General features: G+C 72.1%; 17 protein-coding genes. 1 reads left to right on the forward strand and 16 read right to left on the reverse strand.

Annotation, left to right across the window (positions count from 1 at the left end; translation table 11 throughout):
• Window positions 1-15: 15 nt before the first annotated feature.
• Together lspA and ABZW03_RS00340 are read right to left on the reverse strand one after the other, a co-directional pair.
• Window positions 16-582, reverse strand: coding sequence for a signal peptidase II (lspA, locus tag ABZW03_RS00335; RefSeq protein WP_355249858.1), 567 nt, complete (start codon window positions 580-582; stop codon window positions 16-18).
• Between the two features lie 240 nt (window positions 583-822).
• Window positions 823-1,287, reverse strand: a complete 465-nt coding sequence (locus tag ABZW03_RS00340) for a TraR/DksA family transcriptional regulator (protein WP_355249860.1) — start codon at window positions 1,285-1,287, stop codon at window positions 823-825.
• Window positions 1,288-1,986: 699 nt separating this feature from the next.
• Between ABZW03_RS00340 and ileS the strand changes: the two genes are divergently transcribed.
• Window positions 1,987-5,118, forward strand: coding sequence for an isoleucine--tRNA ligase (gene ileS, locus ABZW03_RS00345; RefSeq protein ID WP_355249862.1), 3,132 nt, complete (start codon window positions 1,987-1,989; stop codon window positions 5,116-5,118).
• A 243-nt stretch (window positions 5,119-5,361) separates the two neighbouring features.
• Here ileS and ABZW03_RS00350 read toward each other — a convergent pair whose 3' ends face one another.
• The 14 genes from ABZW03_RS00350 to ABZW03_RS00415 all read right to left on the reverse strand — a co-directional run.
• On the reverse strand, window positions 5,362-6,705 hold the full coding sequence (locus ABZW03_RS00350) for a DivIVA domain-containing protein (protein ID WP_355249864.1): 1,344 nt from the start codon (window positions 6,703-6,705) through the stop codon (window positions 5,362-5,364).
• 59 nt (window positions 6,706-6,764) lie between these two features.
• Entirely contained in the window at window positions 6,765-7,046 is a 282-nt protein-coding gene (locus tag ABZW03_RS00355; protein WP_030060143.1) for a YggT family protein, read from the reverse strand.
• 99 nt (window positions 7,047-7,145) lie between these two features.
• Window positions 7,146-7,763, reverse strand: a complete 618-nt coding sequence (gene sepF / locus ABZW03_RS00360) for a cell division protein SepF (RefSeq protein ID WP_355249866.1) — start codon at window positions 7,761-7,763, stop codon at window positions 7,146-7,148.
• A gap of 305 nt (window positions 7,764-8,068) precedes the next feature.
• Window positions 8,069-8,857, reverse strand: a complete 789-nt coding sequence (locus ABZW03_RS00365; protein ID WP_355249868.1) for a YggS family pyridoxal phosphate-dependent enzyme — start codon at window positions 8,855-8,857, stop codon at window positions 8,069-8,071.
• A complete protein-coding gene (pgeF, locus tag ABZW03_RS00370) occupies window positions 8,857-9,588 on the reverse strand; it encodes a peptidoglycan editing factor PgeF (protein WP_355249870.1) in 732 nt (243 codons plus the stop codon). Before pgeF ends, ABZW03_RS00365 begins: the two co-directional genes overlap by 1 nt.
• A complete protein-coding gene (gene ftsZ / locus ABZW03_RS00375; RefSeq protein ID WP_355249872.1) occupies window positions 9,585-10,814 on the reverse strand; it encodes a cell division protein FtsZ in 1,230 nt (409 codons plus the stop codon). The genes pgeF and ftsZ overlap by 4 nt, the downstream gene beginning before the upstream one ends.
• Before the next feature lie 364 nt (window positions 10,815-11,178).
• Entirely contained in the window at window positions 11,179-11,865 is a 687-nt protein-coding gene (locus tag ABZW03_RS00380; RefSeq protein ID WP_355249874.1) for an FtsQ-type POTRA domain-containing protein, read from the reverse strand.
• 112 nt (window positions 11,866-11,977) lie between these two features.
• On the reverse strand, window positions 11,978-13,084 hold the full coding sequence (murG, locus tag ABZW03_RS00385; RefSeq protein ID WP_355249876.1) for an undecaprenyldiphospho-muramoylpentapeptide beta-N-acetylglucosaminyltransferase: 1,107 nt from the start codon (window positions 13,082-13,084) through the stop codon (window positions 11,978-11,980).
• Between the two features lie 6 nt (window positions 13,085-13,090).
• A complete protein-coding gene (gene ftsW, locus ABZW03_RS00390; protein WP_355249878.1) occupies window positions 13,091-14,404 on the reverse strand; it encodes a putative lipid II flippase FtsW in 1,314 nt (437 codons plus the stop codon).
• Window positions 14,405-14,506: 102 nt separating this feature from the next.
• Complete coding sequence (gene murD / locus ABZW03_RS00395; protein WP_355249880.1) at window positions 14,507-15,970, reverse strand: UDP-N-acetylmuramoyl-L-alanine--D-glutamate ligase; 1,464 nt, start codon at window positions 15,968-15,970, stop codon at window positions 14,507-14,509.
• Window positions 15,967-17,028, reverse strand: a complete 1,062-nt coding sequence (gene mraY, locus ABZW03_RS00400; RefSeq protein ID WP_355249882.1) for a phospho-N-acetylmuramoyl-pentapeptide-transferase — start codon at window positions 17,026-17,028, stop codon at window positions 15,967-15,969. Before mraY ends, murD begins: the two co-directional genes overlap by 4 nt.
• The gene (murF, locus tag ABZW03_RS00405) at window positions 17,028-18,431 is read right to left on the reverse strand and encodes a UDP-N-acetylmuramoyl-tripeptide--D-alanyl-D-alanine ligase (protein ID WP_355249884.1); all 1,404 of its coding nucleotides are present in this window, start codon (window positions 18,429-18,431) and stop codon (window positions 17,028-17,030) included. Before murF ends, mraY begins: the two co-directional genes overlap by 1 nt.
• On the reverse strand, window positions 18,428-19,993 hold the full coding sequence (locus tag ABZW03_RS00410) for a UDP-N-acetylmuramoyl-L-alanyl-D-glutamate--2,6-diaminopimelate ligase (RefSeq protein ID WP_355249886.1): 1,566 nt from the start codon (window positions 19,991-19,993) through the stop codon (window positions 18,428-18,430). Before ABZW03_RS00410 ends, murF begins: the two co-directional genes overlap by 4 nt.
• A 94-nt stretch (window positions 19,994-20,087) precedes the next feature.
• On the reverse strand, window positions 20,088-22,074 hold a 1,987-nt coding region (locus tag ABZW03_RS00415), incomplete at its 5' end, for a penicillin-binding protein 2 (protein ID WP_355249887.1).

The following is a 22,074-nucleotide window of genomic DNA, read 5'->3' on the forward strand; positions in this document are numbered from 1 at the left end:
CGCTCCGGCTTCCCGCTACTTCCCGGCCTTCTCCGGCGGCTGGTGGACGGTGCCGTCCGGGTTGCTGCCCAGGAAGGAGAGCAGGACCACCAGGATCCCGCCACAGACGATCGCCGAGTCCGCGAGGTTGAAGACCGCGAAGTGCTGGACGGAGATGAAGTCCACCACGTGCCCGCGGAAGACGCTGGGCGCGCGGAACAGCCGGTCGGTGAGGTTGCCGAGCGCCCCACCGAGCAGCAGCCCGAGCGCGATCGCCCAGGGCAGGCTGTACAGCCGGCGGGCGATCCGCCAGATCACCACGATGACGGAGGAGGCGATCATCGTGAAGACGACGGTCAGCGCCTGCCCGATCCCGAAGGCCGCGCCCGAGTTGCGGATCACCTGGAGGGTGACGACGTCGCCGATCACCTCGATCGCCGCGTGGTTCTCCAGCCGGGCGGCCACCAGCACCTTGCTGCCGAGGTCGATCAGGTAGGCGAGCATCGCGACGGCCAGCAGCACGCCGATCCGGCGCGGGCCCTTGGGCTGCTCGGCCGCCGCCTCGTCCACGGCCGCCCGGCTCGGCTCGGTCGGCTCGGCCACGGGCACCTCCACGGCATCGGCGGGGGACGGGACGGCGTCGTCCCGGGTGTGGGGGGAACCTTGCGTGCTGATGATCCGCTCCGCTGCCGATGGAGCTCCCCCGGTCCGCAGGAGGGGGAGGGTGGTGGGCCGGTGACGACCTGCCGCGTTCACGAACGCGTCAGGCGACGTTGTCCGGGCGACGATACGGGGTCGAGCGTACGGCAAGCCCGACCCCCGGCGTCGCTCCGGTCGCCCGGTTCAGCGGCGTTCCTGCTTGGCCTTGCACTGCACGCAGAGCGTCGCCCGCGGGAAGGCCTGCATCCGGGCCTTGCCGATGGCCTGCCCGCAGGACTCGCAGATGCCGAACCCGACGCCCTCCAGCCGCTCCAGCGCGCGCTCGGTCTGGGCCAGGCTGTCCCGCGCGTTGTTGGCCAGCGCCAGCTCGCTCTCCCGCGAGATGTTCTTCGTCCCGGCGTCCACCTGGTCGTCGCCGGCTCCGTCGTTGGAGTCGCGCATCAGGCCGGAGATGGCCGCCTCGGCGGCGTCGATCTCGTTCCGGAGCCGCTCGAGGTCGCTGATCAGCTCGTCGTGCAGCTCGTGGACCTCCTCGGCGGTCCACGGCTCCTCGCCGGGCCGGACCGGCAGCGTGGCCGGGTCCACGGACTCGGCGCCGCGCGGTGCGGTGACGGTGTCGGTGCTGCTCTTCGGTGCGGTAGTGGTCACGGTCCCCTCCCCTGGGTCGACCGCCACGGCCTTGCGTGCCCGCTTGGTGGCGGTACCCGCGCCGGTTCCCTTCTCAGCCATGGCTTTCGACCCCATCTACGAACGAATCGAGCCGCCGGTTCCCGGCGGCTTCCAGTGCCGGAACGATAATCCCGATCAAAACCGGTCACAACATGACATACCGACGCCTCATAACGTTCCCACCCAGGCAGCCGCCCCAACCGTCACGCCCCGTGCGCTCATGGATTTGTGCCCAGATCGACTCCGGCTAACCTCCGCCGCCGCACGCCCCGGAGCGCCCGCCGGGGCGTGCGGCGGAGCACTCACCGGAGCCTCGACCCGAGCGCCGACCGGCCCTCCCACGGGCCGCCCGCCGGAAAACGGTTTGGACAAACCGGCTCACCCGGCCGATACACTGGCCCTGCAAGGCGCAGATGGGACGAGTACCGACGTACGCAGCCACCAGCGACCCGGGGACGGTGCGAGCCCGGGGGTGTGCACGGCGGGAAGATCACCCCGGAGCCGCCGGAAGAACGGCCGCCGCGATGCCGCGGGGGCCCACTAGACCCGGCAGCAAGCCCAAACAAGAGGGCCGCGAACGCAGTACCGCGGCCAAGGAGGGTGGTACCGCGGGGCGGCCCGGCCGTCTCGTCCCTCCGGAGGATCCAGTCCCAGCATCCGCCGGAGGTAGACGCCGCGATGGCCAGCTCCTACAACCCCGTCCCCGCGCAGGTGGATCTGCCTGCGCTGGAGCACACGATCCTGTCGTTCTGGCAGGACAACAAGATCTTCCAGCGCAGCCTGGAGCAGTCCGAGGGCCGCCCCGAGTGGGTGTTCTACGAGGGCCCGCCCACCGCCAACGGCATGCCCGGCGCCCACCACATCGAGGCCCGCGTCTTCAAGGACGTCTTCCCGCGCTACCGGACGATGAAGGGCTACCACGTCGCCCGCAAGGCCGGCTGGGACTGCCACGGCCTCCCGGTCGAGCTCGCCGTCGAGAAGGAGCTGGGCTTCTCCGGCAAGCAGGACATCGAGGCGTACGGCATCGCCGAGTTCAACGCCAAGTGCCGCGAGTCGGTGACCCGCCACACCGACGCCTTCGCCGAGCTGACCACCCGCATGGGGTACTGGGTCGACCTCGACGAGGCCTACCGCACGATGGACCCGTCGTACGTCCAGTCCGTCTGGTGGTCGCTCCAGCAGATCTTCGACAAGGGCCTGCTCGTCCAGGACCACCGCGTCGCCCCCTGGTGCCCGCGCTGCGGCACCGGCCTCTCGGACCACGAGCTGGCCCAGGGCTACGAGACCGTGGTCGACCCCTCGGTCTACGTCCGCTTCCCGCTGACCGGCGGCCCGCTGGCCGGCCGGGCCGCCCTGCTGGTCTGGACCACCACCCCGTGGACCCTGGTCTCCAACACCGCCGCCGCCGTCCACCCCGAGGTCACCTACGTGGTGGCCACCGACGGCAACGAGAAGCTCGTCGTCGCCGAGCCGCTGGTCGCCAAGGCGCTCGGCGAGGGCTGGGAGACCACCGGCGAGTCCTTCACCGGTGCCGAGATGGAGCGCTGGGCCTACCGCCGCCCCTTCGACCTGGTCGCGATCGAGAACGCGCACTACGTCGTCACCGCCGACTACGTCACCACCGAGGACGGCACCGGCGTCGTCCACCAGTCCCCCGCCTTCGGCGCGGACGACCTCGCGGTCTGCCGCCGGTACGGCCTGCCGGTGGTCAACCCGGTGCTCGGCGACGGCACCTTCGCCCCCGAGGTCCCGCTGGTCGGCGGCCAGTTCTTCAAGAAGGCCGACGAGGCCCTGGTCGCGGACCTCAAGGAGCGCGGCCTGCTCTTCCGCCACCTGCCGTACGAGCACAGCTACCCGCACTGCTGGCGCTGCCACACCGCGCTGCTCTACTACGCGCAGCCGTCCTGGTACATCCGGACCACCGCCGTCAAGGACGCGATGATCCGCGAGAACGAGGCCACCAACTGGTTCCCGGAGACGGTCAAGCACGGCCGCTTCGGCGACTGGCTGAACAACAACATCGACTGGGCGCTCAGCCGCAACCGCTACTGGGGCACCCCGCTGCCGATCTGGCGCTGCGAGGAGGGCCACCTCACCTGCGTCGGCTCGCTGGCCGAGCTGTCCGAGCTCACCGGCACCGACCAGAGCGGCCTCGACCCGCACCGCCCGTACATCGACGCGGTGACCTTCGCCTGCCGCGACTGCGGCGGCACCGCCACCCGCGTGCCCGAGGTCATCGACGCCTGGTACGACTCGGGCTCGATGCCCTTCGCCCAGTACGGCTACCCGTACCAGAACAAGGAGCTGTTCGAGCAGCGCTACCCGGCGCAGTTCATCTCCGAGGCGATCGACCAGACCCGCGGCTGGTTCTACACGCTGATGGCGGTCGGCACCCTGGTGTTCGACAAGAACGCGTACGAGAACGTCGTCTGCCTGGGCCACATCCTGGCCGAGGACGGCCGCAAGATGTCCAAGCACCTGGGCAACATCCTGCAGCCGATCCCGCTGATGGACCAGCACGGCGCCGACGCCGTCCGCTGGTTCATGGCGGCCGGCGGCTCGCCCTGGTCGGCCCGCCGGGTCGGCCACGGCACCATCCAGGAGGTGGTCCGCAAGACCCTCCTCACCTACTGGAACACCGTCGCCTTCCAGGCCCTGTACGCCCGCACCTCGAACTGGGCGCCCTCGGCGAACGACCCGGCCCCGGCCGACCGTCCGCAGCTGGACCGCTGGGTGCTCTCCGAGCTGAACACCCTGGTCCGCGAGGTCGACGCGGCCTACGAGGCGTACGACACCCAGCGCGCCGGCAAGCTGCTCTCCGGCTTCGTCGACGACCTGTCCAACTGGTACGTCCGCCGCGGCCGCCGCCGCTTCTGGCAGGGCGACGCCGCCGCGCTCGCCACCCTGCACGAGGCGCTGGAGACGGTCACCCGCCTGATGGCCCCGCTCACCCCGTTCATCACCGAGCGGGTCTGGCAGGACCTGGTCGTCCCGGTCACCCCGGAGGCCCCGGCCTCGGTGCACCTGTCCACCTGGCCGGAGGCCGACGAGTCGCTGATCGACGCCGAGCTCTCCCGGCACATGGCGCTGGTCCGCCGCCTGGTCGAGCTGGGCCGGGCCACCCGCGCCGAGTCCGGCGTGAAGACCCGTCAGCCGCTCTCCCGCGCGCTGGTCGCCGCCCAGGGCTGGGAGGAGCTGCCCGCCGACCTGCGCGCGCAGATCGCCGAGGAGCTCAACGTCTCCGCCCTGGAGTCGCTGGCCGAGGTGGGCGGTTCGCTGGTCGACACCAGCGCCAAGGCCAACTTCCGCGCGCTGGGCAAGCGCTTCGGCAAGGGCGTCCAGGACGTCGCCAAGGCGGTCGCCGCCACCGACGCCGCCCGGCTGGCCGCCGAACTGCGCGCCACCGGCGAGACCTCGGTCGAGCTGGACGGCGAGACGATCACCCTCTCCCCGGACGAGGTGATCATCACCGAGACCCCGCGCGAGGGCTGGGCCGTCGCCAACGAGTCCGGCGCCACCGTCGCCCTCGACCTGGCCATCACCCCGGAGCTCAAGCGCCTCGGCATCGCCCGCGACGCCATCCGCCAGATCCAGGAGGCCCGCAAGAACTCCGGCCTGGACGTCGCCGACCGCATCGTCCTGCGCTGGCGCGCCACCTCGGAGGAGACCGCCGAGGCCATCGCCGAGCACGGCCCGCTCGTCGCCGAGGAGGTCCTCGCGACCGACTTCGCCGCCGGTGCGGCCGACTGGGAGTCGGAGACCTTCGCCGACGAGTCCCTCGGCCTGGCCTTCCAGCTCCGCAAGGCCTGACGCCCACAACGAAGCCGCCGTCACCCCGGGGTGACGGCGGCTTCGCCGTACCTACCCCCGCCCCACAGCCGCCCCAACTCCCGCGTGCCCCCTGCCAGTTCCCCACGCCCGCGCTCAACCCCCCGAGCGCGCCCCGCGCTTCCCCCGAGCGCTCCCCCAGTCATTCCCCGGGCACGGAAAAGGCGCCCCCTGTCCGACCCTCGGGTCGGACAGGGGGCGCCCTCAAACGGCTCTGCTACAACCTCAGTTGTCGCCGTCCTCGTCGATCAGGAAGCCCCGCATCGGCGCCGGAGCCTGCTGCATCGGCTGCGGCGGCTGCGGACGGACGGCCGCCATCGGCTGGGTCATCCCGGCCGGCTGCATCTGCGGAGCACCGCTGTTGCCACCGGTCGACTGCCCGCCGAAGCTCGGCGCCGAGGAGTTGCCGCCGAAGGAGCTGTTCCCGCCGAAGGACGGCGAGTTGCCCCCGAAGGACGGCTGGTTGCCACCGAAGCTCGGCGCGCCACCGCTCATCGCGCTGGCACCGGCCGGAGCCATCGACGAGGCCGCCGGCGGCAGCGACGCGGTGGCCGGGATCCGCGGCGGGGCGAGCGAGTCGTCGGCCTGCGACTCCAGCTGACGCAGCTGGGTCTCCAGGTACGACTTCAGACGCGTGCGGTACTCACGCTCGAACGCCCGCAGGTCCTCGACCTTGCGCTCCAGCGTGGCCCGCGCCGACTCCAGGGAGCCCATCGCGACCCGGTGCTTCTCCTGCGCGTCCCGCTCCAGCGCGTCGGCCTTCGCCCGGGCGTCGCGCTCCAGGCCCTCGGCCCGGCTGCGCGCCTCGCCGACGATCTTGTTGGCCTCGGAGCGGGCCTCGGAGATCGCCTGGTCGGCGGTCTGCTGGGCGAGCGCGAGCACCCGGGCGGCGCTGTCGCCACCGGGGCCCTGCTGCTGCATCGGGGGCGCCATCGGCTGCATCTGCTGCGGGCCGCCCATGGGGCCGCCCATCGGCTGCATCTGCTGCTGGCCCATGCCCTGGCCCATCGGGTTGCCCATCGGCTGCGGGCCACCGGGGCCGCCCATCGGCTGGAGCATCTGACCGCCCATCGGCTGGACCAGCTGCTGCTGGCCGCCCATGGTCTGGTTCATCTGCTGCTGCGGGCCGCCGCCGGCGGGGAGCTGCGGGGCGGAGCCGGCCGGCAGACCGAGGGGCTGGTTGCCCATCTGCTGCTGGGGGCCGCCGGGGCCCATCTGCTGCGGACCACCCGGACCCATCTGCTGCGGACCACCGGGGCCCATCTGCTGCGGGCCGCCCGGACCCTGCTGGCCGGGGACCGGCGGACCGGATATGGCCGCCGGCACGGGGGCGCCGCCCTGACGGGGGGCGTCCTGCTGCGGCTCCTTGCGCAGGTTGGCCTGGTTCTGCGCGGCGGCACGGGTCGCCGCGGCCAGCTTGGCGCGCAGGTCCTCGTTCTCCCGGAGGAGGCGGGTCAGCTCCGCCTCGACCTCGTCGAGGAAGGCATCGACCTCGTCCTCGTCATAGCCTTCACGCAGGCGGACGGTCGTGAACTGCTTGTTCCGAACGTCCTCGGGGGTCAATGGCATCTCTTCACCTCAACGTGATCGTCGGCACACCGGCATCCTGTCGCATCGCTCACCTACGACTAGGGGTGCACAAGCGAGATCAGGACATACACAATGATCATCAGTACGAAGAAGGACAGGTCGAGCGCCACGCCCCCGAAACGCAACGGCGGGATGAGCCGCCGAAGAAGCTTGAGCGGCGGATCCGTGACAGTGTACGTGGCCTCCAGGACCAGGACCATGGCCTTGCCGGGCCGCCACGAACGCGCGAACTGGAAGACCCAGTCCATGACCAGTCGTACGAGCAGGAACACCAGGAAGACGGTCAGGGCGTAGTAGAGCACCGCCCACACGATGTCCATCGCGTTTCCCTCTCCCCGGTCCCGATCCCTCGGGCCTGCCGCTCGTCACCTGTCGCTAAACCACTGTTGATCAGATCCACACGTAAAGTCGTGGCCGGGTCAGCTCTGGTTGAAGAACCCACCCTCGGCGATCCGAGCCTTGTCCTCCGCCGTGACATCGACGTTAGCAGGCGACAGCAGGAACACCTTCTGTGTCACGCGCTCGATACTGCCGTGCAGACCGAAGACGAGTCCAGCGGCGAAGTCTACGAGGCGCTTCGCGTCGGTGTCGTCCATCTCCGTCAGATTCATGATCACGGGGGTGCCGCCACGGAACTGTTCCCCGATGGTACGGGCCTCGTTGTAGGTCCGGGGGTGCAGCGTGGTGATGCGGTAGGGCTCTCGTTCGTTCACGACCTTGGGCATGATCACCGGTGCGCTCTTCTCCAGGTTGTGGCGGCGGTCGGGTGTGATGGACGACACGGGGGCCATCCTCGGAGTCTCCTGCCGGATCGGCACCGCCGCGGGCACCGGTTGCGGGGTGATCGAGGAGACCGGGGCGGGCGCGGCGGCCGCGGGAGCCGGGGCCGGCCGGGGGATGTCCTCGGTCCGCTGGCCCGTCCGGATCGGTTCGGGATCCGCGTCGTAGTCGTCGTCGGGGTCGTACCCCTGGCCGTCGTACGTCTCGTCCTCCACGAGGCCGAGGTAGACCGCCATCTTGCGCATTGCGCCGGCCATGCTCCTGTCTCCTCCGCTCATAGCCACCTCGCTGGCGCTCGGTGGCAGCTTCGCGACGCGCGCACCTTCTCGTGGTCGCCGCTTCGCCGCTCCGTGCGGACCGGCTCCGTCCCGGCAGCCCGGGCACGTGACGGCCCCGCCTGCGGATTCCGCGGTCCCTCCACGACGGCGCGTCAGCCCGACGGCCGGTCAGAGTTCGTGGAGCGGGGGCCGCGGAGCTGCGATCCACGGTTCGCTAGCGCTCCGAGGAGCTGCTAGATTCTGTCCTATTTTGTCCTGCTGTCTGATCTACTTACCCGGTGACGTTACCTGAGGGGTGACCTCACTCCGAGTACCGCCGTTCCGACGCGCACATGTGTCGCCCCGGCGGCAATCGCCTGCTCAAGGTCGCCGCTCATCCCTGCGGAGACCATGGTGGCAGCCGGATGCTCCGCCCGTACGGCGGTTGCGATTTCCGCCAACCGATCGAAGGCGCGGGCCGGGTCCCCGGCCAGCGGTCCGGCCAGCGGAGCGACGGTCATCACACCGTCCAGCCGCAGCCCGGGCGTGTCGGCGATCGCGTCGGCCAGTTGCGCGACGTCCTCCGGCGCGACCCCCGCCCGGTGCTCGCCCTCCCCGTGCTCCTTGTCCAGCGCCACCTGCACCAGGCAGCCCAGCTCCGGGCGCTCGGCCTTGAGCACCGCCGCGGAGAGCGAGCCGACCAGCCGGAGCCGGTCCACCGAGTGCACGTGGTTCGCGTACCGGACGACCGAGCGGACCTTGTTGGTCTGCAGCTGGCCGACGAAGTGCCAGTCAAGAGGAAGGTTTCTGCACTGCTCCGCCTTCGGGGCGGCGTCCTGGTCGCGGTTCTCCGCGACGTCCGTCACCCCGAGCCCGGCCAGCAGCGCGGTGTCCTCGGCGGGGTAGGTCTTGGTGACGACCACCAGGGTGACCTCGTCCCGGGCGCGCCCGGCGGCCGCGCAGGCGTCCGCGATCCGGCGCTCCACCACGTCGAGGTTGGTGCCGAGTTCCTCGTACCGGGCCCGCTGGCCCTCCGTCAGCGCCGCCGTGAACTCGGCGCCGCCCGGGAACGGTCCGTAGATGTCGTTCGTCATCAGTGATCAGAGCCCAACCAGACGTAGCTCGCGAGCCGGCCGGTGCGCTGCTCGCGGCGATAGGAGTAGTGATCGGCGGATTCGAGGGTGCAGACCGGTGACCGCACCAGCTCGTTGACCCCGGCCGCGGCCAGCTGGGCCGCGACTCCCTCCGGCACGTCCAGGGCCGGAGTCCCCCAGGAGGTCTCGGCGTAGGCCTCCGGCACCACCGCGGCGACCTCGGCGCGCAGTTGCGCCGGCACCTCGTAGCAGCGGCCGCAGACCGCGGGCCCGGTGGCGGCGGTGATCCGCCCGGGCTCCGCGCCCAGGTCGACCATCGCCCGGACGGTCGCGGGCACCACCCCGGCCGCCAGCCCGGGCCGGCCCGCGTGGGCCGCGCCCACCACGCCCGCCACCGGATCGGCCAGCAGCACCGGGGTGCAGTCGGCGGTCAGCACCGCCAGCGCGAGCGGCCGGTCGGAGACCACCGCATCCACCGTGGGGGCCTCGCCGAGCGGCTGGCGCCCGGTCACCACGGCGACCTCGGCGCCGTGCACCTGGTTCATCCACACCACGTCGGCCGGGTCGAGTCCCAGCCGCCGGGCGGCCAGCGCCCGGTTCTCCCGCACGGCCCCGGGGTCGTCCCCCACCGCGCCGCCGAGGTTGAGCTCCCCGTACGGCGAAGTGCTCACCCCGCCCCACCGGGAGGTGAAGGCGAAGTGAGCACCGGCGCGGACCGCGTGATCGATCACTTAAGGAAGTCCGGGACGTCGAGCTCCTCGGCCGGGCTCTCCACGAACGGCTGCCGGACCGGCTGCACCTGCGGCGGCACCGGGGCGGAGGCGGTCGTGGTGGCCGGGGTGTCGGCGGTCCGGCTCGGCGCGGCGGCCGAGGACTCCTCCGAACGGGACGTCACCGAGCCGATGGTCCCGTACGGGCGGCCGGCCGGGCGCTCCGGGGCGGCCGGCGGGGTGGCCGGGCGCTCCGGGGCGGTGGACTTGACCACCGGGTCGCGGACGATCGCCGGCGGCTGCCCGCCGTCGAAGCCGGCCGCGATGACGGTGACCCGGACCTCGTCGCCGAGCGCGTCGTCGATGACCGCACCGAAGATGATGTTCGCCTCGGGGTGGGCCGCCTCGCTGACCAGCTGGGCCGACTCGTTGATCTCGAACAGGCCGAGGTCGGAGCCGCCCGAGATGGACAGCAGCACGCCGCGGGCGCCGTCGATCGAGGCCTCCAGCAGCGGCGAGGAGATCGCCATCACGGCGGCGGCCTTGGCGCGGTCCTCGCCGCGGGCCGAGCCGATGCCCATGAGCGCCGAACCGGCGTCCGACATGACGGACTTGACGTCGGCGAAGTCGAGGTTGATCAGGCCCGGGGTGGTGATCAGGTCGGTGATGCCCTGGACACCGGACAGCAGGACCTGGTCGGCCGAGCGGAAGGCGTCGAGAACGCTGACCTGGCGGTCCGAGATGGACAGCAGCCGGTCGTTGGGGATCACGATGAGGGTGTCGACCTCTTCGCGCAGGGCGGCGATGCCGTCCTCGGCCTGGTTGGCCCGGCGGCGCCCCTCGAAGGTGAACGGACGGGTGACCACGCCGATGGTCAGGGCGCCCAGCGAGCGCGCGATGTTGGCGACGACGGGCGCGCCGCCCGTGCCCGTGCCACCGCCCTCGCCGGCGGTCACGAAGACCATGTCGGCCCCCTTGAGGACCTCCTCGATCTCCTCGCGGTGGTCCTCGGCGGCCTTGCGGCCGACCTCGGGGTTGGCGCCGGCGCCGAGGCCCCGGGTGAGTTCACGGCCCACATCGAGCTTGACGTCGGCGTCGCTCATCAGGAGGGCCTGCGCATCGGTGTTGATCGCGATGAACTCGACGCCCTTGAGACCGACCTCGATCATCCGGTTGATGGCGTTGACACCACCGCCGCCGATTCCGACGACCTTGATGACTGCGAGGTAGTTCTGCGGTGCTGCCACGTCGAAGGCCTCTCGCCTCGAATTTCCGGGTCGGCGCGACCCGGGGCGGGGCCGTACCGACGGATGTCGATGGGTAGGGAGCCTGGTTTCTGACTGAATGTCCGAAATGCCGACCGCCGACCCCAACCCTAAACTTGACCTTTAGGGTTAGTTCTGTGCCTCCGTCACATCACCAGGAAACACAGTCTGGTGACACAGGACACTAGGTGGCTCCGGGCACGCGTTTCAACGAACACGCCGAGCTTCCCTTTTTCTTTTGAGCCTATGTGATCATCGGCCGGCTTAGGAAACCGGGGGTGACCACCAAGAGTCGGGCCGACACTCCAAGGCGTCAACCCCTCCCTCAGGCAGAGAACCTACCGGATCATCCCGACACCGCCGGCGCCTCCGGTGCCGTCACGTCGAAGTTCGTACCCTTCTGGTTCATCAGCGCGACCAGCACCCGGGCCTTCCGGTCGATCTGCTCCGGACTCCCCCAGCGCACCGTCGCACCCCCGCTGAGCTGCAACTCGATGTCGTCGTACGAGTGCACCAGCAGCGAGCCGGCCCGCTTGGCGACCTCCGGCGGCAGCCCGGCGGCCACCGCCACCGCGCCCTTCACCAGCTGCGAACGGGGGATCACCCCGTCCACGTCGTTCGCCTGCTGACTGAGTCGCAGCTCGACCACCGGGACGCCCTCCGGCGGGGCCGGTTCGGTGGCGAAGCTCACGCCCCCGGCATCCACCTGGGTGAACTGGCCGTCCTCCCCCTTGACGGCGGCCACCGCCTTGCGCTGGACGACCTTCACCCGCAGGGTGTGCGGCCAGCCCCGCCACACCTCGGCCTCGGCCACCCGGGGGATGCCCTCCACCCGGCGCCGGACGTCGTCCAGGTCCACGCGCGCCAGCGGGCCGTCGCCGAGCCCGCCGACCGCCTCGCGGACCTGGTCCGCCGTCAGTTTGTCGTCGCTCGTCCCCTGGACGGCGACGCTGCGCACGTCCAGGACCGAGGAGAGGAACAGCAGCCAGGCCAGCACGCCGAGCACCGTGGCGCCGAGCACGCCCAGCACCACGATTCCCCGCCGGGAGAGCCGGAGGCGGGGAGCGGACTCGTCCTCGTCTCCGAACTCATCCTCAGGGGGGTACCCCCGGCCGGAGGCCGGGGGAGGGTCGGCGAGCCGGCCGTCAGCCACGGCGGCGGCCGCCGCGGTGGGCCTGGATCGCCTCGTAGACCATGCCGACCAGCAGGTCGTCGGCGTCCCGGCGGCCGAACTCGGCGGCCGACCGGCTCATGTCCCACAGCCGCTGCGGGTCGGTGAGCACCGGCAGCACGTTCTGCAGCACCCAGTCCGGGGTCAGCTCGGCGTCGTCCACCAGCAGGCCGCCGCCGGCCTTGACCATCGGCTGGGCGTTCAGCCGCTGCTCGCCGTTGCCGATCGGCAGCGGGACGAAGGCGGCGGGCAGGCCGACGGCCGCCAGCTCGGCCACCGTCATGGCGCCGGCCCGGCAGAGCATCATGTCGGCGGCCGCGTAGGCGAGGTCCATCCGGTCCAGGTACGGCACCGGGCGGTACGGCGGCATCCCGGGGACGTCCGCCACCTGCGGCAGCTCGTTCTTCGGGCCGACCGCGTGCAGGATCTGCACGCCGTACTGCTGGAGCCGCGGGGCGATCGCGGTGATCGTCTCGTTGAGCCGGCGCGCGCCCTGGGAGCCGCCGGAGACCAGCAGGGTGGGCAGCCGCTGGTCGAGGCCGAAGTACTGGCGGGCCTCGGGGCGGGCGGCGGCCCGGTCCAGGGTGGCGATGGTCCGGCGCAGCGGGATGCCGATGTACCGGGAGTCGCGCAGCTTGCTGTCCGGCGTGGAGACCGCCACGAAGTCGCTGTAGCGGGCGCCGATCTTGTTGGCCAGGCCGGGGCGCGCGTTGGCCTCGTGCACCACGATCGGCACGCCGGCCCGCTTGGCGGCCAGGTAGGCGGGCATCGCGACGTAGCCGCCGAAGCCGACCACGGCGTCCGCGTTGACCCGCTCGATGATCTCCTGGGCGGCCCGGACGGTGCCGCGCAGCCGGCCGGGGACGGTGATCAGCTCCGGGGTGGGCTTGCGGGGCAGCGGGACGGCCGGGATGAGCTCCAGCTGGTAGCCGCGCTCGGGCACCAGTCGGGTCTCCAGTCCGCGCTCGGTGCCCAGGGCGGTGATCCCGACGGACGGGTCGTGCCTGCGGAGGGCATCCGCGAGGGCCATGGCCGGCTCGATGTGACCGGCGGTCCCCCCGCCGGCGAGTACGACATGCACCGAAATTCACCGCTCCCTGCGTGCCGGCCCCGGGGCCGGGCGCGCTGTGGTTCGTCGTCGTGGCAGCACCCGGGCCAGTTGTCTCCTGATCCGGGAGTTCTTGGTCCGGGCGGCCAGGGCCGCCTTCGCGCCCGAGGTGCTGCGCGCCAGGCACAGCAGCACTCCGACCGCGGACATGGCCGACAGCATGGCGGAACCGCCGTAGGAGAACAGCGGGAGCGGGACGCCCGCGATGGGCAGCAGTCCCAGCGCCGACCCCAGGTTGATCATGGCCTGCGCCATGATCCAGGTGGTGGCGGCTCCCGCGGCGTACCTGACGAAGGGGTCCTTCGTACCGATGGCCACACGGATACCCGCGTAGCCTAGTGCCGCGAAGAGACCGAGGACCGACAGCGTCCCCACCAGACCGAGTTCCTCGCCGGTCGCGGCGAAGATGAAGTCGGTGTGCGCCTCGGGCAGCTGGCCCCACTTCTCCACGCCGGCGCCGAGGCCGGTGCCGAAGCCGCCGCCATTGGCGAACGCGAAGACGCCGTGCAGGGCCTGGAAGCAGGCGCCCTCCGGGTCGATCTTGGTGACGCCGATGCAGCTCAGCCGCTCCGCCCGGTGCGGGACGCTGACCACCAGGGCGGTGCAGACCACCACCGCCACCCCGAGGGTGGCGACGAACAGCCGCAGCGGCGCGCCGACCATCCAGAGCAGCGCGAACACCATGGCCACCAGGATCATCGAGGTGCCCATGTCGCCGCCGAACATGATCAGCGCGAGCAGCAGCAGGGCCCCCGGCACCAGCGGCACCAGCAGGTGCTTCCAGGAGTTGAGGGTGCCGGCCTTCTGCTTGCGGGCGAGCAGGTCGGCGCCCCAGAGCACCAGCGCGAGCTTGGCGAACTCCGAGGGCTGGAACTGGAAGAAGCCGAAATCCAGCCAGTTCTGGTTGCCGTTGATCCGCACCCCGATGCCGGGGATGGCGACCAGCGTCAGGGCGCCGATCACCCCGAACATCACCGGGTAGGTGATCACCCGCAGCACCGCCACCGGGACGGAGGCGAAGCCGACCAGCAGGACCAGGCCGAGGATGGCCGCGATCAGCTGCTTGAGGAAGTAGTACTGCGCCGAGTGGTGCTGGTTCAGGGCGAGGATCTGCGAGGCCGAGAAGACCATCATCAGGCCGAGCACGACCAGCAGCAGGGTGCTGCCGACGACCAGCAGGTACGGGGTGAGCGGCCGGTCCAGCCAGTACCGGACCCGGGCCCGGAAGGCCTGGACCCGGGCCAGCGGACCGGCCGACTTGTACTTGGTCGTGGTGGCGGAGATCACTCTCATCGGCTCGGCGGCCTCCCGCTTCACAACGCCGGAATCCGCTCTGCCCTGCCCCGCCACCGCTCCCCGCTCCCATTCTCCGTCCGGCGCTCGCGCCGGGCCGTCCTACGCGCCCGCCAGCTCCCGGACGGCCGCCGCGAAGAGGTCGCCGCGCTCGCCGTAGTTGGTGAACATGTCCATCGAGGCGCAGGCCGGTGCCAGCAGCACCGTGTCACCCGATCGGGCGAGCGACTCGGCCGTTCGGACGATCTCGGCCATCGCCACCGCGCCAGTCTGGCCCTCGGCCGCCTCGATCACCGGCACATCCGGAGCGTGTCGCTCCAGCGCCTCCCGGATCACCGCGCGGTCCTGGCCGATCAGCACCACCGCGCGCAGCCGCTCGGCCGCGCCCTGCACCAGGTCGTCGAAGGTCGCGCCCTTGGCCAGGCCCCCGGCGATCCAGACGATCGGCCGGTAGGCGGCCAGCGAGGCGGCCGCCGCGTGGGTGTTGGTGGCCTTGGAGTCGTCCACGTACGTGACCTCGCGGACCACGCCGACCTCGGCGATCCGGTGGGCGTCCGGGCGGAAGGCCCGCAGGCCCTCCCGGACGGCCTTCGGCTCGACGCCGTACGCCCGGGCCAGCGCCGCCGCGGCGAGCGCGTTGGCGATGTTGTGCGGGGCCGGCGGGTTGACGTCCGAGACGGCGCCCAGCTCGGCCGCGTTCTTGGCCCGGTCCTCGACGAAGGCGCGGTCCACCAGCAGCCCGTCCACCACGCCGAAGTTCGACGGGCCGGGCGCGCCGAGGCCGAAACCGATCGCCCGGCAGCCCTCCTCGACGTCGGCCTCGCGGACCAGCGCCTCGGTGGCCGGGTCGGCCAGGTTGTACACGCAGGCGACCACGTTGCCCTCGTAGATCCGGCCCTTGTCGGCGGCGTACGCCTCCATCGAGCCGTGCCAGTCGAGGTGGTCCGGCGCCAGGTTGAGCACGGCGGCCGAGTACGGGCGCAGCGAGGGCGCCCAGTGCAGCTGGTAGCTGGAGAGCTCGACGGCGAGCACGTCGTACGGCTCCTCGGCGAGCACCGCGTCCAGCACCGAGACCCCGACGTTGCCGACGGCGGCGGTGCGCTTGCCGGCGGCGGTGAGGATCGAGGCGAGCATCTGGACGGTGGTGGTCTTGCCGTTGGTGCCGGTGACGGCCAGCCAGGGGGCGGGCTCGCCGGTGCCGGGCAGCGGCCTGCGCAACCGCCAGGCCAGCTCGACGTCGCCCCAGACCGGCACCCCGGCCGCCGCGGCGGCGGCGAACAGCGGGCTGTCCGGCGCCCAGCCGGGCGAGGTGACGACCAGCTCGGTGCCCTCGGGCAGGCTCGCGCCGTCGCCGAGCCGCACGGTGACGCCCAGCGCCTCCAGCTCGGCGGCCCGGGCGGCCAGGCCGGGCCCGCTGCCGCCGTCCACCACGGTGACCCGGGCGCCGAGGCCGTGCAGGACGCGCGCGGCGCTGATGCCCGAGACGCCGAGGCCGGCGACGGCGACCGGCAGGCCCTCGAAGTCCGGGTTGGCCGGCGCCGGGCCGGTCAGGTCGGGGTCGGTCATCCGGTCACCCATCCCGCGTAGAACAGGCCGAGGCCGACGGCGACGCACAGGCCCTGGATGATCCAGAACCGGACGACGATCAGGACCTCGGTCCAGCCCTTGAGTTCGAAGTGGTGCTGCAACGGCGCCATCTTGAAGACGCGCTTGCCGGTCATCCGGAAGGAGCCGACCTGGATGATCACCGAGAGGGTGATGATCACGTAGAGGCCGCCCAGCAGGGCGAGCAGCAGCTCGGTGCGGGAGCAGATCGCCAGACCGGCCAGGGCGCCGCCGAGGGCGAGCGAGCCGGTGTCACCCATGAAGATCTTGGCGGGCGAGGTGTTCCACCACAGGAAGCCGAAGCAGGAGCCCATCAGGGCGGAGGCCACGACGGCGAGGTCCAGCGGATCGCGGATGTCGTAGCAGTTGGCGGTCGCGGTGATCGCGTAGGCGCAGCTCTGGGTGTGCTCCCAGATGCCGATGAAGGTGTAGGCGCCGAAGACCATCACCGAGGCGCCGGTGGCCAGGCCGTCCAGACCGTCCGTCAGGTTCACGCCGTTCGACATCGCGGCGATCATGAAGTACGCGAAGATGACGAACAGGACCGGGCCGATCGCCCACTTGAAGTCCCGGACGAAGGACAGGCTCTGGGACGCCGGGTTGAGCCCGCGGTCGTCCGGGAACTGCATCGCCAGGACGGCGAAGCCGAGGCCGACGATCGACTGGCCGGCCAGCTTCGCCTTGGCCCGCAGGCCCAGCGAGCGGCGCTTGACCACCTTGATGTAGTCGTCCAGGAAGCCGACCAGGCCGAGGCCCGCGGTCAGGAAGAGCACCAGCAGCCCGGAGGCGGTCGGGCTCTCGCCCGTTATCGCCTTCGTGGCGAAGTACGCGATCAGGGTCGCCAGGATGAAGGCGATGCCGCCCATGGTGGGCGTGCCCTTCTTGCTGTGGTGCGCCTTGGGGCCGTCGTCACGGATGTACTGGCCGTAGCCGTGCTTCGCGAGCAGCTTGATCAGGGCCGGGGTGCCGAGCAGCGACAGGATGAGACCGATCATCCCGGAGAAAAGGATCTGCTTCATCAGACGGCCACACCGTCCGCCAGGAGGGCCTCGGCCACCTTCTCCAGCCCCACCGAACGGGAAGCCTTCACCAGGACCACATCCCCCGGCCGCAGCTGACTGCGCAGCAGCTCGACCGCCGCGTCCGCGTCGGACACCAGCACCGACTCCTCACCCCACGAACCTTCGTTCCTCGCGCCGAGTTCCATGCAGGCCGCCTCGCGTCCGCCGACCGCCACCAGCTTGGTGACGTCCAGCCGGACGGCGAGCCTCCCGATGGCGTCGTGCTCGGCCAGGCTCTCCTCGCCGAGCTCCCGCATCTCGCCGAGCACCGCCCAGGTGCGGCGGCGCTCCGGGCCCCGGCCCCCCATCGACACCAGCGCCCGCAGCGCGGCCCGCATCGAGTCGGGGTTCGCGTTGTAGGCGTCGTTCACGACGGTGACACCATCGGCCCGGTCGACGACCTCCATGCGCCAGCGGGACAGCGCACCCGCCTCGCCCAGGGCGGCGGCGGTGTCGTCGACGGACATCCCGAGCTCCACCGCCACCGCGGCGGCGGCGAGGGCGTTCGAGACGTGGTGCTCACCGTACAGGCGCAGCCGCACGGGCGCGGAACCGGCCGGGGTGGTGAGCGTGAACGATGGCCGCCCGGTGGCGTCCAGGCGAACGTCGGTGGCCCGGACGTGGGCGTCCGGTGATTCCCCGAACAGGACCACCCTCGCCCTGGTACGGGAGGACATCGCGCGCACCAGCCGGTCGTCCGCGTTGAGGACCGCGACGCCCTCGGCGGGCAGCGCCTCGACCAGTTCGCCCTTGGCCTCGGCGATCGCCTCCTGGGAGCCGAACTCGCCGACGTGGGCGGTGCCGACGTTGAGGACGACGCCGATCCGGGGCGGGGTGATCGAGGTGAGGTACTCGATGTCGCCCTTGTGCCGGGCGCCCATCTCCATGACCAGGTGCCGGGTGTCGGCCTCGACCCGCAGCGCGGTCATCGGGTGGCCGATCTCGTTGTTCAGAGAGCCGGGCGGGAAGACCGTCCCGCCGAGGCGCTGGAGCAGCTGGGCGATCAGGTCCTTGGCGCTGGTCTTGCCGACCGAGCCGGTCAGCGCGACCACGGCGGTGCCCTCGGCGCGGGCGACCACGGTGCGGGCCAGCTTGCCGAGCGCGTCCACCACGCTGTCGACCAGGACGGCGGGCACGCCGACCGGGCGGGAGGCCAGCACCGCGACGGCGCCGTCCCGGACCGCCCCGGCCGCGTAGTCGTGGCCGTCCACGTGCTCGCCGACGAAGGCCGCGAACAGGCCGCCGGGGCCCACCTTCCGCGAGTCGACCTCGACCGGGCCGGTGACCAGGGCGTCCGGGTCGGCGCCGTCCAGAGTGCCTCCGACGGCGGCGGCCACCTCGGCGAGGGTCAGTGCGATCACTGCTGCTCTACTCCTCGGTCGCCCCGTGCGGCCGTGGTCCGCGCGATGGATTCGCGCAGCACCTCCCGGTCGTCGAAGGGGCGGATCTCGTCTCGTACGTACTGGCCGAGCTCGTGGCCCTTGCCGGCCACCAGCACGGTGTCCCCCGCCTGGGCGCGGGCGACGGCGAGCCCGATCGCCTCGGCCCGGTCGGGGACGACCAGGACGGCCCCGCGCTCGGCCTCGGGCACCGCGGCGGCGCCGGTCAGCATGGTGGCGAGGATCGCCAGCGGGTCCTCGCTGCGCGGGTTGTCGCTGGTCAGCAGGGCGGTGTCGGCGAGGCGGGCGGCGATGTCGCCCATCGGGCCGCGCTTGTGCGGGTCGCGGTCGCCGCCGCAGCCGACCACGACGTGCAGCCGGCCCTTGGTGACCTCGCGCAGCGAGGCGAGGACGGCCCGCAGGGCGTCCGGCTTGTGCGCGTAGTCGACGACGGCGACGAACGGCTGTCCGGCGTCCACCCGCTCCAGCCGGCCCGGCACGCCGGGGACGGCGGCGACGCCGGCCACGGCGCGCTCCAGCGGCAGCCCGGCGGCGACCAGCGCGGTGATCGCGGCGAGCGCGTTGGCGACGTTGAACGGGCCGGGCAGCGGGACGGAGGCGTCGGCCTCGGCGCCGTCCGGGCCCAGCACCCGGAAGGTGGAGCCGACCGGCCCGAGCTGGACGTCCACGGCCCGCCAGTCGGCCTCGGCGGCGCCGGCGGCGGAGAAGGTGGTCACCGGGATCTTGGCCTCGGCGGCGAGCCGGCGGCCGTACTCGTCGTCCAGGTTGACCACGCCGTGGCGGGACTTGCCGGGTTGGAAGAGCCGGGCCTTCGCCTGGAAGTAGTCCTCCATGTCCGGGTGGAAGTCGAGGTGCTCGGGGGTCAGGTTGTTGAACAGCGCGACGTCGTACGCGACCCCGTCGGTGCGGCCGAAGACCAGGGCGTGGCTGGAGACCTCCATGGTCACCGCGTCGGCGCCGCGCTCGGCCATCACGCCGAGGATCGCGTGCAGGTCGGTGGCCTCGGGGGTGGTGCGCTCGCTCTTGATCCGCTCCTCGCCGACCCGCATCTCGACGGTGCCGATCACGCCCGGACTGCGCCCGGCGCCGCGCAGGCCGCCCTCGACCAGGTAGGAGGTGGTGGTCTTGCCGTTGGTGCCGGTCAGCCCGATCATCAGCAGCCGCTCGGAGGGGCGGCCGTAGACGATCGCGGCCAGCTCGCCCATGACGGCCCGCGGCCGGTCGACGACCAGCAGCGGCAGGCCGGTGGCGGCCGCCTGCTCGGCGCCGGCCGGGTCGGTGAGCACCGCCACCGCGCCGGACTCCGAGGCCTTGCCGGCGAAGGCCGCGCCGTGGTGGTTGGCGCCCGGGAACGCCACGTACACGTCGCCCGGACGGACCGCGCGGGAGTCGTGGGTGACGCCGCTGACGGCGCCGCCCTCGACGGGCGGCAGGCCCAGTGCGGCGGCCAGCTCGGCGAGCGGCAGGGCGGTGGTCCCGGTCGGGCGGGGCGGACTCACGGTGGTTTGATCGGGTTTCGGCACGGCGGGAAGGCTATCCGCCGAAGGGTGTCCAGGGCCAAACCGGCCCTTCGCCGCGCCGTGCTCCGGCCCGGTCCGCTCGTCGCTCATCGTTCGCTCACGGCTTCCAGTCGACGGTCAGGTTCGGCGCCTGGCTGCCGCTCGGCGGGACCTGCATGGTCTTCAGGGTGAACTCCATCACCTGCTTGAACACCGGGCCGCACAGCTGGCCGCCGAAGTGGCCGTTGACCGGGCCCTGGAGGGTGCAGGAGACGGTGTACCGGGGGGCGTCGGCGGGGGCGAAGCCGATGAAGGAGGCGGTGTAGCCGTCGTAGCCGACGCCGTTGGCGGCGCCCCGGTTGGCGGTGCCGGTCTTGCCCGCGACCCGGTAGCCGGGGATGGCCGCCTTGCCGCCGGTCCCCTGCTCGTCGTCGACGACCGACTCCAGCATCGAGGTGAGGGTCCTGGCCGTCTCCGGGGAGACCACCTGGGTCTGCTCCCCCGGCGCGCTCGGCTTGTACGTGCCGTTCGGGTCGGTGACGCCCTGGACGATGCTGGGCGCGACCCGCAGGCCGCCGTTGGCGATGGTCGAGTAGACCGAGGTGGCCTGCAGCGCGTTCATCTGCATCGGGCCTTGGCCGAAGGAGATGTTGTACTTCTCCGAGGCGACCAGGTCCTCCGGCTTCTTGAGCTTCCCGGCGGTCTCCCCGGGGAAGCCCAGGCCGGTCGGCTCGGCCACGCCGAACTTGCGCATGTAGCCGTCCAGCACCTGGTTGGCCTTCAGCTGGTCGCCGTCGCCGAGGGTCTCGACCGCCTCGATGGTGCCGATGTTGGAGGACTTGGCCAGCACGCCGGCCAGGGTCAGGTACCAGGTGTCGTGGTCGACGTCGTCCTTGAACTGCTGCCCGGCCCGGACCAGCCGGTTGGGCACGGTCACCTTGGTGTCCCAGGTGGCCTTGCCGGAGTCCAGCACGGCGGCCATGCTCATCAGCTTGGCGGTGCTGCCCGGCTCGTACGCGTCGGCCAGGGCGGGGTTGCCCAGGTTGGCCTGCTTGGACAGGCTCAGGTCGTTCGGGTTGAAGCCGGGCGCGGTGGCCATCGCGAGGACCTGGCCGGTCTTCACGTCCTGGACCACCACGTAGCCCTTCTCCGCACCGGAGTTGGTCACCTGGTCGGTGATCGCCCGCTGGGCGGCCCACTGGATGTCCCGGTTGATGGTCAGCTTCACGTCGCTGCCCGCCACGGCCGGCTCCATCGAGCCCCCGGCGGTGGGCACCAGCCGCCCGCCGGACTGGGCGTAGCTGCTGTGGCCGTCCTTGCCGGCCAGCAGCTTCTGGTACTGCAGCTCCAGGCCGCCGGCGCCCTCGCCCTCGGCGTTGACGAAGCCGACCAGGTTGGCCGCCAGGCCGTCCGCCGGGTAGATCCGCTTCTGGGTCTCCCGGTTGAACACCCCGGCCAGCGGGTTGGCGCACTCGTTGTCCACCCGGGTGCGCCCGCCCTGGTCGGCGGGCTTGCCGAGCTGCTTCTTCTGGGCCTGGCAGGCCCGCGAGCCGGCCTGCTTCTCCAGGCCGGACTTGAGGTCGCTGATCTGCTTCCTGGCGGCCGGGGTCTGCTGGGCCGCGAGCCGCTTGTAGCGGCTCTTGGGGGTGTGCAGGTCGGCGGCGAGCTTCTCCCTGGGCACGCCGAGGATCGGCGACAGCAGCGCGGCCGCCTGCTCCGGCGCGTCCGGGATGCCGGTCGCCTCCGGGGTGAACATCGCCGGGTCGGCGGTGATGTCGTACGCGTCCACGGTGGCCGCCAGGGCGACCCCGTCGGAGGACGTTATCGAGCCGCGCTCGGCGGTGATCGGGATGTTCAGGTAGCGGTTGGTGTTGGCGTCGGCGGCCAGCGCGTCGGCGTCCACCAGCTGGAGCTGCACCAGGCGGCCCGCGAAGACGGAGAGCACCAGCGACAGCACCACGGCGATCACCCGCAGCCGGCGCTTCGGCTCGGCCAGCTTGAGCGGCTTGGGGCGCTGCGGCGGACGGCTCTTCGGGCGCACCGCCGCCTGGCCGCGGGCCGGCGGGCGCCCCTCGGGGCGGCGCTGCTGCGGGGCCCGCGGGGTG

The organism is Kitasatospora sp. NPDC004799 (genome assembly GCF_040609095.1).
Classification (GTDB): domain Bacteria; phylum Actinomycetota; class Actinomycetes; order Streptomycetales; family Streptomycetaceae; genus Kitasatospora.